This window comes from Microbispora amethystogenes (genome assembly GCF_016863015.1).
In the GTDB taxonomy this organism is placed as follows: Bacteria; Actinomycetota; Actinomycetes; order Streptosporangiales; family Streptosporangiaceae; genus Microbispora; species Microbispora amethystogenes.
The window spans coordinates 19,332-34,922 of record NZ_BOOB01000058.1 but is presented as its reverse complement, the minus strand read 5'-3'; the positions used below and the strand labels follow the sequence as shown (position 1 = coordinate 34,922).

The 15,591-nt window shown below is 70.2% G+C and carries 11 protein-coding genes and 1 tRNA gene; 7 read left to right on the top strand and 5 right to left on the bottom strand.

Going from position 1 to position 15,591, the window contains the following annotated elements:
- Window positions 1-91 precede the first annotated feature (91 nt).
- Window positions 92-502: a hypothetical protein gene (locus Mam01_RS32105; protein ID WP_204288930.1), complete on the top strand. Its 411-nt coding sequence runs from the start codon at window positions 92-94 to the stop codon at window positions 500-502.
- 142 nt (window positions 503-644) lie between these two features.
- On the opposite strand, the gene Mam01_RS32100 is transcribed toward Mam01_RS32105, so the two are convergent.
- Together Mam01_RS32100 and Mam01_RS37075 are read right to left on the bottom strand one after the other, a co-directional pair.
- Window positions 645-2,120, bottom strand: coding sequence for an RICIN domain-containing protein (locus tag Mam01_RS32100; protein WP_204288929.1), 1,476 nt, complete (start codon window positions 2,118-2,120; stop codon window positions 645-647).
- 296 nt (window positions 2,121-2,416) lie between these two features.
- On the bottom strand, window positions 2,417-3,871 hold the full coding sequence (locus Mam01_RS37075; protein WP_239101783.1) for an arabinofuranosidase catalytic domain-containing protein: 1,455 nt from the start codon (window positions 3,869-3,871) through the stop codon (window positions 2,417-2,419).
- Between the two features lie 459 nt (window positions 3,872-4,330).
- Between Mam01_RS37075 and Mam01_RS32090 the strand changes: the two genes are divergently transcribed.
- Complete coding sequence (locus Mam01_RS32090; protein WP_204288928.1) at window positions 4,331-4,531, top strand: hypothetical protein; 201 nt, start codon at window positions 4,331-4,333, stop codon at window positions 4,529-4,531.
- A 75-nt stretch (window positions 4,532-4,606) separates the two neighbouring features.
- Here the strand turns inward: Mam01_RS32090 and Mam01_RS32085 are convergent.
- Window positions 4,607-4,692, bottom strand: a tRNA-Leu gene (locus Mam01_RS32085).
- Between the two features lie 218 nt (window positions 4,693-4,910).
- On the opposite strand from Mam01_RS32085, the gene Mam01_RS32080 reads away from it, so the two are divergent.
- The 3 genes from Mam01_RS32080 to Mam01_RS37070 all read left to right on the top strand — a co-directional run bounded on the left by Mam01_RS32080 (window position 4,911) and on the right by Mam01_RS37070 (window position 9,206).
- On the top strand, window positions 4,911-6,206 hold the full coding sequence (locus Mam01_RS32080; RefSeq protein ID WP_204288927.1) for a M20/M25/M40 family metallo-hydrolase: 1,296 nt from the start codon (window positions 4,911-4,913) through the stop codon (window positions 6,204-6,206).
- 109 nt (window positions 6,207-6,315) lie between these two features.
- Window positions 6,316-6,951, top strand: coding sequence for a hypothetical protein (locus tag Mam01_RS32075; RefSeq protein ID WP_239101782.1), 636 nt, complete (start codon window positions 6,316-6,318; stop codon window positions 6,949-6,951).
- 209 nt (window positions 6,952-7,160) lie between these two features.
- The gene (locus Mam01_RS37070) at window positions 7,161-9,206 is read left to right on the top strand and encodes a chaplin family protein (protein ID WP_239101781.1); all 2,046 of its coding nucleotides are present in this window, start codon (window positions 7,161-7,163) and stop codon (window positions 9,204-9,206) included.
- Window positions 9,207-9,439: 233 nt separating this feature from the next.
- On the opposite strand, the gene Mam01_RS32050 is transcribed toward Mam01_RS37070, so the two are convergent.
- Window positions 9,440-9,631: a DUF5703 family protein gene (locus tag Mam01_RS32050; RefSeq protein ID WP_220499497.1), complete on the bottom strand. Its 192-nt coding sequence runs from the start codon at window positions 9,629-9,631 to the stop codon at window positions 9,440-9,442.
- 311 nt (window positions 9,632-9,942) lie between these two features.
- Here Mam01_RS32050 and topA point away from each other — a divergent pair, with 311 nt between their 5' ends.
- The gene (gene topA / locus Mam01_RS32045) at window positions 9,943-12,621 is read left to right on the top strand and encodes a type I DNA topoisomerase (protein WP_239101780.1); all 2,679 of its coding nucleotides are present in this window, start codon (window positions 9,943-9,945) and stop codon (window positions 12,619-12,621) included.
- Window positions 12,622-12,693: 72 nt separating this feature from the next.
- On the opposite strand, the gene Mam01_RS32040 is transcribed toward topA, so the two are convergent.
- Window positions 12,694-13,845: a cellulose-binding domain-containing protein gene (locus tag Mam01_RS32040; protein ID WP_204288925.1), complete on the bottom strand. Its 1,152-nt coding sequence runs from the start codon at window positions 13,843-13,845 to the stop codon at window positions 12,694-12,696.
- Between the two features lie 290 nt (window positions 13,846-14,135).
- On the opposite strand from Mam01_RS32040, the gene Mam01_RS32035 reads away from it, so the two are divergent.
- The gene (locus Mam01_RS32035; RefSeq protein ID WP_239101779.1) at window positions 14,136-15,572 is read left to right on the top strand and encodes a metallophosphoesterase; all 1,437 of its coding nucleotides are present in this window, start codon (window positions 14,136-14,138) and stop codon (window positions 15,570-15,572) included.
- Window positions 15,573-15,591 lie beyond the last annotated feature (19 nt).

Genomic DNA, 15,591 nt, shown 5'->3' with positions numbered 1-15,591 from the left:
GGAGGGGGCGTCAGTGAGTAAGGTCTCACGAGCCCCAGCAAACGACTCCTGATCGCGGCCCTTACGCGAGAACCTTGTTTTGGATCCCCGCATGCCTCTGTCTGTAAGGATTGCCCGGAACCTGGTCTGGTTCCAGGCGACACTCACCCTGCTCAGCATCGTTCTGCTCATCCTGGAGTCGGTCCTCGACCCCAACGATGTCCTGGAGGACCTGCTCTACGCCCCCTTCTACATCCCGCCACTCGTCACCGGCTGGTTGGCGAACCAGTGGCGCACCCGTCGCCCACGGATTCGTCACGCCACCATCGCGGTCCAGGCCGCCATCCCCCTGCTCGACTTCATCCACTTCTTGGTCGAAGGCACTTTCACGTGGGTCCTGACAGCGCCCTGGTCCGCGCTCATCGTGACCCTGCTCTTGCTTCCTCCGGCGAGAACCTGGTTCACACCTACGCTCCAAACCGCCGGAACCCCGTCGCAGCCGGCACCGCCCGTCGCCACCTGACAGCCCTCGACCGCTAGCGGCTCAGATGAGCAAGACAGGGCCGGCCGACCGCACGACGCGGCGATCCGGATCCCCGGCACCGAGCGCAGAGCACGCGATCGGCACCGGGGAGGGACGTACCGCGGTTACGTCGAGGTGACCGTCAGACGGCCGTGCGCGACCACTGCTGGTTGGTGCCGCTGTTGCACGCGTACTGCTTGAGGATCACACCATCCGCGGTCGACGCGGACGGTACGTCCACGCATTTGCCGCTGTGTCGTGCCCGGAGCTGGAAGTAGCTGCCGTTGGCGACCATCTGGAACTGCTGGTTGTTGCCGGTGCCGCAGGTGTACTGGATGAGTTCGGCGCCGTCGGCGGTTGAGGCGCTCGTCACGTCGAGGCACTTTCCGCTGTGGCGGCTGATGATGCGCCAGTAGCCGCTGCCGGCGTCCTGGAAGCGCCACTGCTGCCACGCGTTGCCGTTGTACGTGTACTGGTCGATGCGCGCGCTGTTGTTGGTGCTCGCCTGCTGGACGTCCATGGCCTTGCCGCTGTGGCGCGCGTCGATCCGGTAGAACGTGTCCGGCTGGGGTGAAGACGAAGACGAAGGCGAAGGCGAAGGGGTGGAGTCGCGGACGGTGTCGCCCCAGCCGTAGCGGACCCGGTCGGCGCCGGACTGGTTGCGGACGGCCAAGGTGAGATTGGTGCCGCTGCCGCCGAGGGCGTACATCGAGTACCAGTCGTAGCCGATGGTGCCGGGTTTGCCGCCGAGCGCGGGCCAGTAGGTGCCGCCCATCTGGTTGTCCCGCATCACCTGGGCCACGGCGCGGAGGTAACGCACGAAGTTGTCGGTGCTGTTCGCGTCCCCGTAGTTGAGGCCGGTGGACATCGGCGCGCCGTATTCCGTCGCGACCGCGCGGGAGGCGCAGTTGCCCAGAAGCGTCTGGATGTGGCTCCGGAAGCCGTCGTAGGTCATCGCGCCGTAGAAGAAGGCGTAGTAGTGGAAGGACAGCAGCGTCGAGTTGAAGCGGCTGTCGTTGCAGATGTCCCGGAGGTCCTGGCTGAAGCCGGTGCCGCCGATGAGCACCCGGCCGGGCGCCGCCGAGGAGTGAGCGCTGAGCCAGTTCGCCGCGACGTTGCGCCACTCCGCCGACGAGTAGCCGTGCGGCTCGTTCATCGGCTCGAAGTAGACGTTGCCGTTCGAGCCGTACGTGTTGATCACGCTGGACCACATCGCGTTCCATGCGGAGAGGTTCGTGATCCTGCCGCCGGAGGCGGCGCCGTCCTCCCAATAGGCCAGGATGACCTTGAATCCACGTTCGGTGGCGGCGTCGATGGCGCCGCGGTAGGAGTTCCACCAGGTCGTGTTGGCCACAGTGTGGGTGTTGATGGGCAACCGGACGGTGTTGACCCCCATGATGTATTCCATGTAGTCGTAGAGCGAGTTGGCCTTGGCCCGTACCGTCGCGTTGCTGTCGGACTGGCTCAGGCCCTGCACGACGAGCGTGCCGGTGCTGAAGTTGTCACCGAGCACGGCCCAGTTCATGCCGCGGAACTGGCTGGTGGCGGCATTGGCCGACGGCGCGGAGACGAGGGCTGTCACTGCGGTGAGCGCGGTCACCACAAGGGCGATCAGCAACCGGCGCGCCGGCCGGATGCTCCGCGACGGTCCTGATAAGTGATTATCAGACGCCATGCTCAGTGCCATGAATTCTCCCATTACTAGATCTGAATCGCTGAATCGGCTTTCCGCGGCCGACCACCCTGGGGATATGCACGGCTTTTCCCACCTCTTGCATCGATGCCGCATGCGGCCGTTTCGCGCCTTGAGGACAGAAGCCCGGTCTGGGGAGCCGTAGCCCTGCTCAGGTGTCCGGACCTCTGCCCATGGCGTTTCACCCGATCGCCCTCATGCGCCGAACCGAATAGCCGGAATCAGCTGCGCAGGGTCCATTTCTGGTTGTTGCCGCCGTTGCAGGCCCAGAGGATGAGTTTCGTGCCGTTGGCGGTGCCGGCCCCGTTGGCGTCCAGGCACAGACCCGACTGCACGCCGGTGATCGTGCCGTTGGAGTTGACGTTCCACTGCTGGTTGGCCTGGCCGTTGCAGTCCCAGATGATCACTTGGGTGCCGTTGGCGGTGCCCTGCCCGTAGGCGTCCAGGCACTTGTTGCCGTACACCTGCAACTGCTTACCGGAGGTGTAGGTGAACCGCTGGTTGGTGCCGCTCCCGCAGTCCCACAACTGCACCTGGGTGCCGTTGGTGGTGCTGGAGTTCGGCACCTCGACGCACCGGTTCGACTGGGCGCCCACGATCTGGACGCCCTGCTGCGGGGTGCCGCCGCCCGCCGGTGCGTATCCGGCGGCGGCGATGTTGGCCTGTACGGCGTCCTCGGTGGAGGCGCTCGGATAGCCGGAGGTCAACACGCCCTCGAAGAAGGTGCCGCGGCCGGAGACGCTGTTGTCACCGCCGATGCCGAGCAGGATGGCGCCTTCCTTCTTCATCGGGTTGTAGCCGTTGGGGCGCCGTCCGTCGAAGTAGTTCGTCAGGCCACCCGACTGCGCGTCCCCGCCCCGGATCGCCCAGTGGTTCGGCTCGCCCTTGACCATGGCCGTGACGAAGCGGTGGTTGATCGACGCGAGGTTGTTGTAGCCCGCGTTCACCCCGGAGAACAGTCCCCACTCCAGGTCGGCCATGATCCAGGGACCGGCTCCGGCCCCGTAGCCCCACTGCTTGTTGGCGCCGAAGTAGACGGTCTCCATGATGGCGGGGGAGTCGGCCTGGCCGTCCGTCTGGGCGTTGCCGTAGTCGAAGCAGCACCACTGGTTGTAGTGCGTGCCGTCGACGACGGCGTAGATGCCCTCGGGCTGGTCGCCGGTCGCCACACCGTTGGTGTTGTTGTTGCGGTAGCCGGTGCCGGGCTCCACGCGGACGCCGTAGGCCTTCTGGCCGCCGATGGTGATCGGGGCCGCCTTCGCGTCGGCGAGGTTGTCGTATCCGCCCGCGGCCGGGCCCTTCCAGTAGCCGGGCGGCGCCTGGGTGAGGCGGTTGTTGCGGCCGGACTGGTCGTAGAGGATGGTGATCACGCAGTTCGTGCCGGCGCAGAACGAGTCCTGCGTGGCGGCGTTGACGACTCCGCCCGCGCTCAGCACGCCAATGTCGCGGGTGGCGTTGTCCGAGGCGCGCCTGACCTGGTAGAGCGGGCCGTTGTAGGCCGCGTACAGGGCACGCGTGGTGCTGTGCGCCGCCACACACGGCGTGCCACCCGCGGCGTAGATGTCACACGGCTGCGACGTCGCGGCCTGGGCCGTACCACCGCCGACCAGGCAGGCGGCGGCGATCAACGTGCTCGCCCCGGCCGTGAGCACTCTTCTCAGACTCCCGAAAAGCATCGTGCCTTCCTTTTCTCAACCAGGAATCATGACCGGACGGCACCGATGCGGCAGGCCTTGCCAAGCAAGTGTGAGCGCTAACATTGACGATTGTCCGAATCGATTCGACGAGTAACGAGGGTAAGGCGGAGTCAACTCAAGGAAGGTCCCGGCGTCAAGCACGTGGATCACATCTGTCGGACACCCGGGTGCCATCGGGGCGCCGCCTGGGCTCTTACCGCGATGCGTTCGCACTGTTGCGATGAATTGTCGTGAAAATTTCATCCCCGCGCCCGCCGGGTGGTGAGCCCTCACCCCGCCTCACCGGACCGCCGTTCGATGGGGCGGGTGAGAGCGGAATGCCGGTGGCGCCGGTGACAGGCGGTGCTTGCGTTGTCACACCCCGGATTGATCCTCCGGGGCCAGGCGCCTCGGAGGGCGTGTTCGAGTGGTGTCGCCCAGACGATCGACGAGATGTACATGAACCAGTTGGACACCGGGCACGACGCGAAGGCCGAGATCGCCAAGGCGGAGATCACGCAGGCCGAGACCAAGATGCCCGGTATCGTGCCGCGCTCGAAGCAGGAGGCGATCCGTCGCCGAGATCGGCGACATGGGCAGAGCCGTCACCGAGGTCACCACCGACCGCAAGAGCGAGGTCTATTCGGCGACTCGGCCTAGAGCTGACCTACCATCCCGGCAGAACAAAAGTGAGGGCCGAGATGAATCTCAGCCCTCACATAGTGAGAAGGTTCGTGTCCGAGGGGGGACTTGAACCCCCATGCCCATCACTGGGCACTAGCACCTCAAGCTAGCGCGTCTGCCTATTCCGCCACCCGGACGTGGTGCCTCACGCGGGATCGTCATCCCGCGTCGGCTGATACAGGTTAGCACTCTCTCCGCCCTGCTTCATACCGGGAATCAGCCCCCTGCGTACGGCGTGGGCGGCCCGGGGGTGAAGGACACGCCTGTACGGCGGCAGGATGGAGGCGCGAGCCGTACGACGCGACAGACGGGCGGGTCCGGCCCCCTGGGCTCCCGTCCGGTAGGAGGAGGCGCAATGACCCCACGCAACGGGGAGGACGAGGTCGTCGAGCTGTGCCGCGACCTGATCCGGATCGACTCGGTGAACGCGGGGGACAACTCGGGCCCCGGGGAACGCGAGGCCGCGGAGTACGTGGCCGGGAAGCTGGCGGAGGTCGGCCTGGAGCCGCGGATCCTGGAGTCCGACAAGGGCCGGGCGAACGTGGTCGCCCGGGTGGAGGGCGCCGACCCCGGCCGGGACGCCCTCCTCCTGCACGGTCATCTGGACGTCGTGCCGTTCGACGCCGCCGACTGGACGCACCACCCGCTCAGCGGCGAGGTCGCCGACGGCTGCGTCTGGGGCCGCGGGGCCGTGGACATGAAGGACATGGACGCGATGATCCTCGCCGTCGTACGGCGGCGGCTGAGCGAGGGGCGCAGGCCGCCGAGGGACGTCGTCCTCGTCTTCACCGCGGACGAGGAGGCCGGCGGCCACTACGGCGCCCAGTGGCTGGCCGACAGGCACCCGGAGCTGTTCGAGGGCTGCACCGAGGCCGTCGGCGAGGTCGGCGGCTTCAGCGTGACCACGGCCAAGGGGCGGCTGTACCTGATCGAGGCGGCGGAGAAGGGCATCGCCTGGATGCGGCTGACCGCCAAGGGCAGGGCCGGGCACGGCTCGATGCTCAACGGCGACAACGCCGTGACCGAGCTCGCCGAGGCGGTCGGCCGGATCGGCCGCCACAAGTGGCCGGTGCGGCTCACGCCGACCGTGCAGGCGTTCTTCGAGGAGGTCTTCGGCACGGAGGTCAAGGCCGAGGACGCGGAGGCGGCGGTGGCCACGCTCGGCCCGCTCGCCCGCATGATCGGCGCGACCCTCCAGAACACGGCCAACCCCACCATGCTCCAGGCCGGCTACAAGGCGAACGTCATCCCCCAGGTCGCGACCGCGCACGTGGACGGCAGGTTCCTGCCCGGGTACGAGGACGAGTTCTTCCAGACCGTCGACGAGCTGCTCGGGCCCAACGTGACGCGGGAGTTCGTCTACCACGACGTCGCGGTCGAGACGCCCTTCAAGGGCCCGCTCGTGAAGGCGATGGCCGACGCGCTGCACGAGGAGGACCCGGGTTCGCGGGTCGTGCCGTACACGCTGAGCGGCGGCACCGACCTCAAGGCGTTCAGCCGCCTCGGCATCAGCGGGTACGGCTTCGCGCCGCTGCGGCTTCCCGAGGACTTGGACTTCTCCGGGATGTTCCATGGCATCGACGAGCGGGTTCCGGTGGATTCGCTCCAGTTTGGCGTCCGGGTCCTTGACCGTTTCCTCGAATACTGCTGAGAAAGCTGTTGCGATCACGTGCCGTGCCGCTACAGTAACTCTCCGTTGAGGGTTGATCCGCTCCGGGTCGAGTCGGCCGGATGTCGGCTCAGCGGTATGGGGAGGTCGCGTGACGAGCACGTCGCAGGAGCAGTGGGGGGCGTCTTCGCCCTTCGCCGTTCGCGGCGTGCTCGTCGCGTCTCCCGGCCGCCACGAGCGGAGCCGGATGGCGCGGTTCGCGGCCGGTTCCCGTTCGGGCCGCCTTCTGGTCGTCGGCGGGCTGATCGCCGCCGCATGGCTGCTCGGTGTGCTTCTCGGCGTCTTCGGTACGGCGACGTCCGCCGCCGGGGTCGCACCCTCATCTGACGTCGCCGGGTCGGTTCTTCCCGACCGTCTCTCCGGTCCGGGCCTCGGCCTGCCGCCCTCACCGGGCGCGGCGGGTTCGGCGAGGTCTCATGGGAAGAGTGCCGACGGTTTCCCCACGGCGGCTGACGACACCTCGGTGAACGCCGAGGCGATGGCGGGGCGCACGGTCGACGGGCTGACCAGCCAGTCGAAGCCCATGTTCCCTCCGCCGTCCACCGCGGACCACCCGCCCGTAGACCAGGGCCTGGTCCCGCAGACAAGCGGTGGAAGCATCCTGTTCGGGGATGTCGCGCGGCCTGTGTTCGAGCCGCGTCTCACCACCCTGCCCGCCCCACTGGCGGCGGTTGTCCCCCCGGTGGTCCGCACAGCGGCGGACGACCCGTCTTTCTCTCCTGACTGATCCCGCCTTCGCGCCGGTCCGTATCCAGTACGGCGACCGGTGCCATCGTCTGCCCTGACCTGTGGTGCCCAGGCGGCAGGCTCCCGCGCGGGTGACGCGGAATCTCCCATCCTCGTGATCGTCCACTGCTCCGCTGTGCTCATTCGGCGTGGACAGAAGTCGCGAGCTGTCAGGTAACCCCCTATGAAGAACCACTAGGAGCATTCATCATGCGAACGTGGGCGAAGGGCTCGGCCTCCGCGGCGTTTCTCGCCGTCGGCGTCATGGCCCTTGGCAGCGGTACGGCTTTCGCCGACACCGACGGCAGCCACTCGGTCCTCGGCGGCAACCAGGTCGACATCCCGGTGACTCTGCCGATCGACATCAGCGGCAACGCGGTGGCGGTCGCGGGAGAGTCCCACGGCTCGTCCCTGGGCGGCGCGGCCGTGCAGGGCGCGGGCCAGGGAGCCGGGCGGAACCGCACCTCCGGTGCGGGGAGCATCCTCGGCGGCAACCAGGTGGTCGCCCCGATCACCGCCCCGATCGACGTCTGCGGCAACGCGGTCGCCGTCCTCGGCGAGGCCGACGCGGGCTGCCGCGGCGGTGCGGCCGTCAGGGGCTCGGGTCGCCGTGGCGGCGCGGGCGGCAACGTCACCAGCGGCGCGCACAGCGTCGGCGGCGGCAACCAGGTGGTCGCGCCGATCACCGCGCCGATCAACCTGTGCGGCAACTCCATCGCCATCTTCGGCGACGCCACGGCGGGGTGCCGCGGCGGCGCCTACGTGGGCGGCGCCCGTCCGGCCGTCCGCGCCGGCGGCAACCGCACCAGCGGCCGTTCCTCGATCCTCGGCGGCAACCAGGTGGTCGCCCCGATCACCGCGCCGGTCAACGTCTGCGGCAACTCCGTCGCCGTGCTGGGCGACGCGTTCTCGGGTTGCCGCGGCGGCTCGTCCGTCGGCGGCCCCGGCGGTCACGGCGGGTACGGCCACCACGGTCACGGGGGCCACCACCGGCCCCGTCCCGGATCGGGCGGGCACGACACCGACGGGCGTTACTCCGTGGGCGGCGGCACCCAGGTGGTCGCACCGATCACCGCACCGGTCGAGGTGTGCGGCAACGGCTCGGGCAGCTGCCACGGCGGGTCCACGCCGGGCCACGGCGGTCACGGTCACGGGGGTCACGGCGGCTGGTCCGGCGGCTCCGGTGGCAACGTCACCAGCGGTTCGCACAGCGTCGGCGGCGGCAACCAGGTGGTCGCGCCGATCACCGTGCCGGTCAACGTCTGCGGCAACGCCATCGCGGTCATCGGCGACGCCTTCGCGGGCTGCCGCGGTGGCGCGAGCGTGGTCGGCGGCGGGCACGGCGGCCGCTGGGGCGCCGGCGGCAACGTCACCTCCGGGCGTTCCTCGATCCTGGGCGGCAACCAGGTGGTCGCGCCGGTCACCGCGCCGGTCAACGTCTGCGGCAACTCCGTCGCCGTCCTCGGCAAGGCCCACGCGGGCTGCCGGGGCGGGGCTGCGGTCCTCGGCGGCGGCGCCGGTGCGGGCGGCAACGTCACCTCCGGCCGTCACGGGATCCTCGCGGGCAACCAGGTGGTCGCGCCGGTCACCGCGCCGATCAACGTCTGCGGCAACTCCGTCGCCGTGCTGGGCGACGCCGCCGCGGGCTGCCTGGGCGGGGCCAAGGTGGGCGGCTGGGGCCACGGCTTCCGGCCGCACCCGCGGCACAGCGCTGCGGGCGGCCGCATGATGCCCGCCACGCCCGCCATGCCGGTGCTGTCGGGTGCGCACACCATGCAGCCGATGAGCGCCCCCGCCGCGCCCTCGGGGCCGGTCATCGGCAACCTGCCGAACATGCTCGGCCTCCCGGAGGCGCCGGGCCTGCCGGCCGCCCCGCCCGTCCCGGCGGGCAAGGGCGTGAAGGGCGTCGCCCCCGTCGGCAACCCCGCCGCCGTCGTGTCCAAGGCCACCGGCACGCTGCCGGCCGCCGGCTCGCTCGACGAGACGGCCCGCACCCTGCCCGCCAAGCGGACGCTGGACGACGCCACCGCGTCGCTGCCCGTGGCCGACACCACGCGGAACCTGCCCACCGGCGACCTCGGCAGGACCACCGAGGCGCTCCCGCTGGGCAAGCTCGGCCTCATGAGCGCCGAGCAGCCCGTCGGCCTGACCGGCATGAACGCCGGCTCGTTCGCCGCACTGGTCCTCGGCGCCATGTTCGCCGCCTCGGCGAGCCTGTTCGCCGTCACCCGCCGCTTCCGCTTCGGCCGCAGGTAGCTGGAGGGCCGGGCGCGTGAACGACCACGCGCACGGCTGAGGACGCGAGGGATATCACGCTCGCGCCGGGCACGACGGCGGCGAACCAGCCGCTCGTCGTACGGGCCCGGCGCGGGCCACCAGGACGCCGCCTCCCCGCCAGTGGAGGAAGGCACCGACGCTTTGCCCGTTCCGGGGGCGCGGCCCGGGGCGGGCAAAGCTCTTTTTGACCGTGGCGTCGCCGCCTCGGCGGCTCACATCGTCCGAGCGGCCCGTATGATCTTCCGACGCAGCCGGACGCGCCTGCTGCCGTCGGGATAGAGGCGCAGCCGCTCCAGTTCCCAGTCTCCGTGCTCGGCATGCTCCGTCAGCATCTGTCGCGCCACCTCCCGAGGGGTGCCGCGCGGCAGGTACAGGTCCAGATAGGAGTAGTCGAGCACTGCCATTGGTCTCCGGGGCGTGCTAGGGAACTCGATGGGCTCTATTCTGCGTCCTCGTGGATAACAGCGCCAGGCGAGTTACATTCCCGGACAGAACCGGGTAGCCCGAGGGGGAGGAACGTGCGGCGGCAGGTACCTTCAAAGCGGTGCCTCCGAACAAAGCGGTGCCTCCACGGCGCCCGGAGGGGGTAGGCTCCCCCGCCCCGGGCGACGAGGGTGTCAGTGTGCCGGGGCGCATGAAACCCGGACACACCCGAAACGCCCGGAAACGCCCGGAAACCCGGGGAACGACAGCGGACAGCGAGGTAGGAAGCAGCGTGCCAGCCAACAACGGCAACGCCGGCGGAACCCGCCTGGTGATCGTGGAATCGCCCGCGAAGGCGAAGACGATCGCCGGGTACCTCGGGCGCGGCTACATCGTCGAGTCGAGCATCGGCCACATCCGCGATCTCCCGGAGAAGGCCGACGACATCCCGGAGAAGTACAAGAGCGAGGCCTGGGCCCGCCTCGGGGTGAACGTCGACCACGAGTTCGAACCGCTCTATGTCGTCAACCCCGACAAGAAGGCGCAGGTCTCCAAGCTCAAGCAGCTTCTCAAGGAGGCCGACGAGCTCTACCTCGCCACCGACGAGGACCGGGAGGGCGAGGCCATCGCCTGGCACCTGCGCGAGGTGCTGAAGCCCAAGATCCCGGTGCATCGCATGGTGTTCCACGAGATCACGCCGCACGCGATCCGGGACGCGGTGTCCAACCCCCGCGACCTCAACCTCCGCCTGGTCGACGCCCAGGAGACCCGGCGCATCCTCGACCGCCTGTACGGCTACGAGGTCAGCCCCGTCCTGTGGAAGAAGGTCAAGCCGCGGTTGTCGGCCGGGCGCGTGCAGTCGGTCGCCACCCGGCTGGTCGTGGAGCGCGAGCGGGAGCGCATGGCGTTCACCGCCGCCAACTACTGGGACCTCCAGGCGCTGTTCGACACCGGCCGGGCCGGGGACGACCCCCGGACCTTCTCCGCCACGCTGACCGGGGTGGACGGCAGGCGCGTGGCCCAGGGCCGCGACTTCGCCTCCACCGGACGGCTCAAGAGCCCCGACATCCTGCACCTCGACGAGGCCGCCGCGACCGCCCTCGCCGGCCGGCTCGCCGGCGCCTCGTACGCCGTGCGTTCGGTGGAGCGCAAGCCGTACACGCGCAAGCCGTACGCGCCGTTCCGGACGACCACCCTGCAGCAGGAGGCGAGCCGCAAGCTGGGCTTCTCCGCCAAGTACACGATGCAGGTGGCCCAGCGGCTGTACGAGAACGGCTTCATCACCTACATGCGTACCGACAGCATCACGCTGTCGGAGACCGCCGTCGCCGCCGCCCGCAGCCAGGCGATCAAGCTGTACGGCGCGGCGTACGTGCCGGACAAGCCGCGCGCCTACACCAGCAAGGTCAAGAACGCCCAGGAGGCGCACGAGGCGATCCGGCCGTCCGGGGAGGAGTTCCGCACGCCGGGCGAGACCGGGCTCGCCGGGGACATGTTCCGGCTCTACGAGCTGATCTGGCAGCGTACGGTCGCGTCCCAGATGAAGGACGCGGTCGGCGAGTCGGTGTCGGTCAAGGTCGGCGGCACGTCCAGCGCCGGAGAGAACGTGGAGTTCAGCGCTACCGGCCGGACGATCACCTTCCACGGCTTCCTGAGGGCGTACGTCGAGGGCGCCGACGACCCGGCGACCGACCGGGACGACTCGGAGAAGCGCCTGCCCACGCTGAGCGAGGGTGACCGGCTCACCGCGGCCGAGCTGACCGCGCTCGGGCACTCGACCAAGCCGCCCGCGCGGTACACCGAGGCGTCGCTGGTCAAGGAGCTGGAGGACCGCGAGATCGGCCGTCCGTCGACGTACGCGTCGATCATCGGAACGATCCTGGACCGGGGCTACGTGTTCAAGAAGGGCACCGCCCTGGTGCCGTCGTTCCTCGCGTTCGCCGTGGTCAACCTGCTGGAGCAGCACTTCGGCAACCTGGTCGACTACGACTTCACGGCCGAGATGGAGAAGGTCCTCGACGACATCGCCAACGACCGCGCCGAGCGGGTGCCCGAGCTGCGCAGGTTCTACTTCGGCGCCGGGGACGGCGACGAGGGCCTGAAGGAGATGGTCACCGACCTCGGGGAGATCGACGCCAAGGAGATCAGCTCGTTCCCGATCAAGGGGACGGACATCGTGATCAGGGTGGGCCGCTACGGGCCGTACCTCGACCGCGACGGCGCCCGGGTGAACATCCCCGAGGACATGGCGCCCGACGACCTGACCGCGGAGAAGGCCGAGGAGCTCTTCTCGCGGCCGAGCGGCGACCGTGATCTCGGCGTCGATCCGGCCACGGGCCGGAGGATCGTCGCCAAGGACGGCCGGTTCGGCCCGTACGTCACGGAGATCCTGCCCGAGGAGCCGACCCCGGCGGACGGCAGGAAGCGGACGAAGAAGGCCGACGCCCCAAAGCCGCGCACGAGCTCGCTGTTCAAGACCATGGACCTGGACACGATCACGCTGGAGCAGGCGCTCAAGCTGCTCCAGTTGCCGCGTGTGGTGGGCCAGATCGACGGCGAGGAGGTGACGGCGCAGAACGGCAAGTTCGGGCCGTACATCAAGAAGGGCACCGACTCGCGGTCGCTCGCCTCGGAGGAGGACCTGCTCACGGTCACGATCGAGCAGGCCAAGGAGCTGTTCGCCCAGCCGAAGGCGCGGGGACGCGGCCGCGCCGCGGCCGCCCCGCCGCTGCGGGAGCTGGGCGAGGACCCGAACTCCAAGAAGCCGGTGGTGGTGAAGGAGGGCCGCTTCGGCCCGTACGTCACCGACGGCGAGACCAACGCGTCGCTGCGCAAGGGCGACACGGTCGAGGAGATCACGCTGGAGCGGGCGGCGGAGCTGCTGGCCGACCGGCGGGAGCGGGCGCCCGCCCCCAAGCGGACCACCACCCGGGCCAGGACCACCACGAAGAAGCCCGCCGCCAAGTCCTGATCGCATGCCCCGGTGGCGGCCAGGCCCCCACCGGGGCTTCGTATTCGGGCGCAGGTCAGACCCGGGAGCGGGTCAGGCCTTGGTGCAGGGCGCGCCGTTGAGCGAGAAACTGCCCGGCGGGTCGGAGACGCCGGTGTGGGAGGCGTTGAAACCGATGCTCACGGACGCGCCGGGAGCGATGTTGGCGTTCCAGGCCAGGTTGGAAGCGGTGACGAGGTTGTCCGTCCCCTGGCTCCAGTCGGCCGACCACCCCTGGGTGATCCGCTCACCCGCCGACGGGAAGGCGAACCGCAGCGTCCAGCCCGAGATCGCCGTGCTGCCCGTGTTCGTGATCGACACGCTGGCGGAGAAGCCCGTCCACCAGGTCGACTGGGTGTAGGCGACCTTGCAGATGGGAGTGGGCGTGGATTTCGGCGTGATGGAGGGGCTCGGAGAGGGGGTCGGCGTGGGGAACCCCGGCAGGGCCGTGGTGGTGATCGGGTCGGACGGCACGCTGACGTTGTTGGACGTGTCGATGGCGACCACGATGTAGGTGTACTTGTTGTACGTCGTCAGGTTGCCCTCCATGAAGTAGGTGGAGGTCCGGGTTCCGACCGCCAGCCAGCCGGTGGAGGTCAGCCGGTAGACGGCGTAGCCGGCGACAGCGACGTCGTCGGTCGACGCAGTCCAGCAGAACGCCGTGCCGGGCCAGTCGTACACGCAGCCGTCGTGCAGCCCGGACGGCTTGCTGGGCGGGGTGGTGTCTCCGGGGACCGGGCTCGGGCTGACCACCATGCCGGTCACGGCCCGCGCGTTGATCAGCGCCGTCGGCGGGCTCGTGTGGCCGTCGGCGTCCTTGGCCACGATGTAGAAGGTGTAGACCTGGCCGTAGGCCAGCCCGCCCATCACGGTGGTGGTGCCGGTGGTCGACGACGCCTTGACGAAGCCGGTGGCCGTGAGCCGGTAGACCTCGTAGCCGGTGACGCCGACGTCGTCGGTGGACGGGCTCCAGCACAGGCCGACGTACCCCTGGGTGGTGCCGGCCGGCACCGGCGGCGGGCACAGCTGCACGTTGGGCGGCGTCGTCGGCGCGCCGGGTTCGGCACTCGGCGACGGGGCCGCGGACGGCGTCGGGGTCGGGATGGGCGTGGCGGCCATCGCTCCGGCGGGCACGCCGGAGAGCGCGATCGCCGCGGCGACCGCCGCCCCTGCGGCCAGCCAGGCCAGGTAGCGGGGACTTCTCATGTGTCACCTCGTTGTCGTTCGTTCGGTGTCGGCGCCCGGGGGAGTCGCCGGGGCCGCGTCTGAGGGACGTTTCTGCGGCGATCGTCCGCTTGCTCCTGGTCAGGGGCAAAGATCGCTGCCGGTGGTACGGCATCGGGCCGACTCGGAGGTGAAACTTTCAGCGGACGGGCCCGCCGGTGGCCGTCCGGTGATCGTGCTCGCCGCAGCGCCCGGGAACGCGGCTGTCGGTGGCTCCTCGTAGCATCGTCGTCAGCCGGCCCCTGATCGTCAGCCGGTCGAGGAGAGTTCTCGTGGGGTTCCTGGTCATGATCCTGACCGCGGTGGTCGTCGTGCACGCCTATCTGTGGCGGCGGCTGGTCCGGGCGTCGACGACGCCGGGCTCGCGCCTGCGCCGGGTGCTGACGTGGACGCTCGTGGTCCTGGCCGCCCTGATGGTGGTCACCATGGCCGGGAGCCGGCTCTTCGGCATGGAGACCGTGCGCGTCGTCGCCTGGCCCGGCTACCTGTGGCTGGCCCTGATGTTCTACCTGTTCGTGTTCGGCCTGGTCGCGGAGGTCCCCAGGGCGATCGCGGCGTTCGCCCTGGCGAGGGGCCGCCGCACCGTCGCGGGCACGCCCCCGGAGGACCGCGCGCAGGACGGCCCGGACGGTGGTCCGGGAACGGGCGCCGTGGACGCGGTTCCGGTGGACGCGTCGGTCCTCGCCTGTCCGGCGGCGGTGGAGTCATCCGCCGTCTCCGTTCCCGCCCCCGAGGTCACCACCTCTGGCTCCGCGGCTCCGGTAGCCGGCTCGGGGCTCGCCACTGTGGGCTCCGCCGCCCGGGGCTCCGCTACCGCGGGCCGACCGGCCGGGGGAGGATCCGGTGCGGGCGCGCCGGCGATCGACCGGCGGTTGTTCATCTCGCGTACGGCCTCAGCCGTCGTGGCGGCGGGAGCGCTCGCGACCGTCGGTTACGGCGTTACCCGGGCTCTCGGAGATCCTGTGATCGAGCGGGTGCCGGTCCGCCTGCCGCGGCTCGATCCGCGGATGAGCGGGCTGCGCATCGCGGCCGTCAGCGACATCCACCTCGGGCCGCTCACCGGCCGGGGGCACACCGAGCGGATCGTCCGCATGATCAACGGCCTGCAGGCCGACGTGGTGACGATCGTGGGCGACCTGGTCGACGGCACGGTGGCCGAGCTCGGCCGTCTCGCCACGCCGCTCAGGTCTCTCGAATCCCGCTACGGGGCATACTTCGTGACCGGCAACCACGAGTACTACACGGCCGAGGGCCCCCAGGAGTGGATCGAGGAGCTGCGCTCGCTCGGCGTCCGGCCGCTGCGCAACGAGCGGGTCGAGATCACGCACGGGGGAGCGGTGCTCGACCTCGCGGGCGTCAACGACCTCAACGGCCTGCCCTTCGGCGACGGCCCGGACATCGGCAGGGCGCTCGGGGGCCGCGACGCGAACCGGCCCGTCGTGCTCCTCGCCCACCAGCCCGTCCAGGTGGCGCAGGCCGCCGCGCACGGCGTCGATCTCCAGCTCTCCGGGCACACCCACGGCGGCCAGATGGCGCCGTTCAACCTGCTCGTGCCGTTGCAGCAGCCCGTGGTGGCGGGGCTCGCGAGCGTGCCGCGCGCGGGCGGCGGCGACACCCAGGTCTACGTCACCCGGGGCGCCGGCTACTGGGGCCCGCCCGTCCGCGTGGGCGCCCCGCCCGAGATCACCCTCATCGAGCTACGCGCCTGAGCCGCCCCCATCGGTCCTG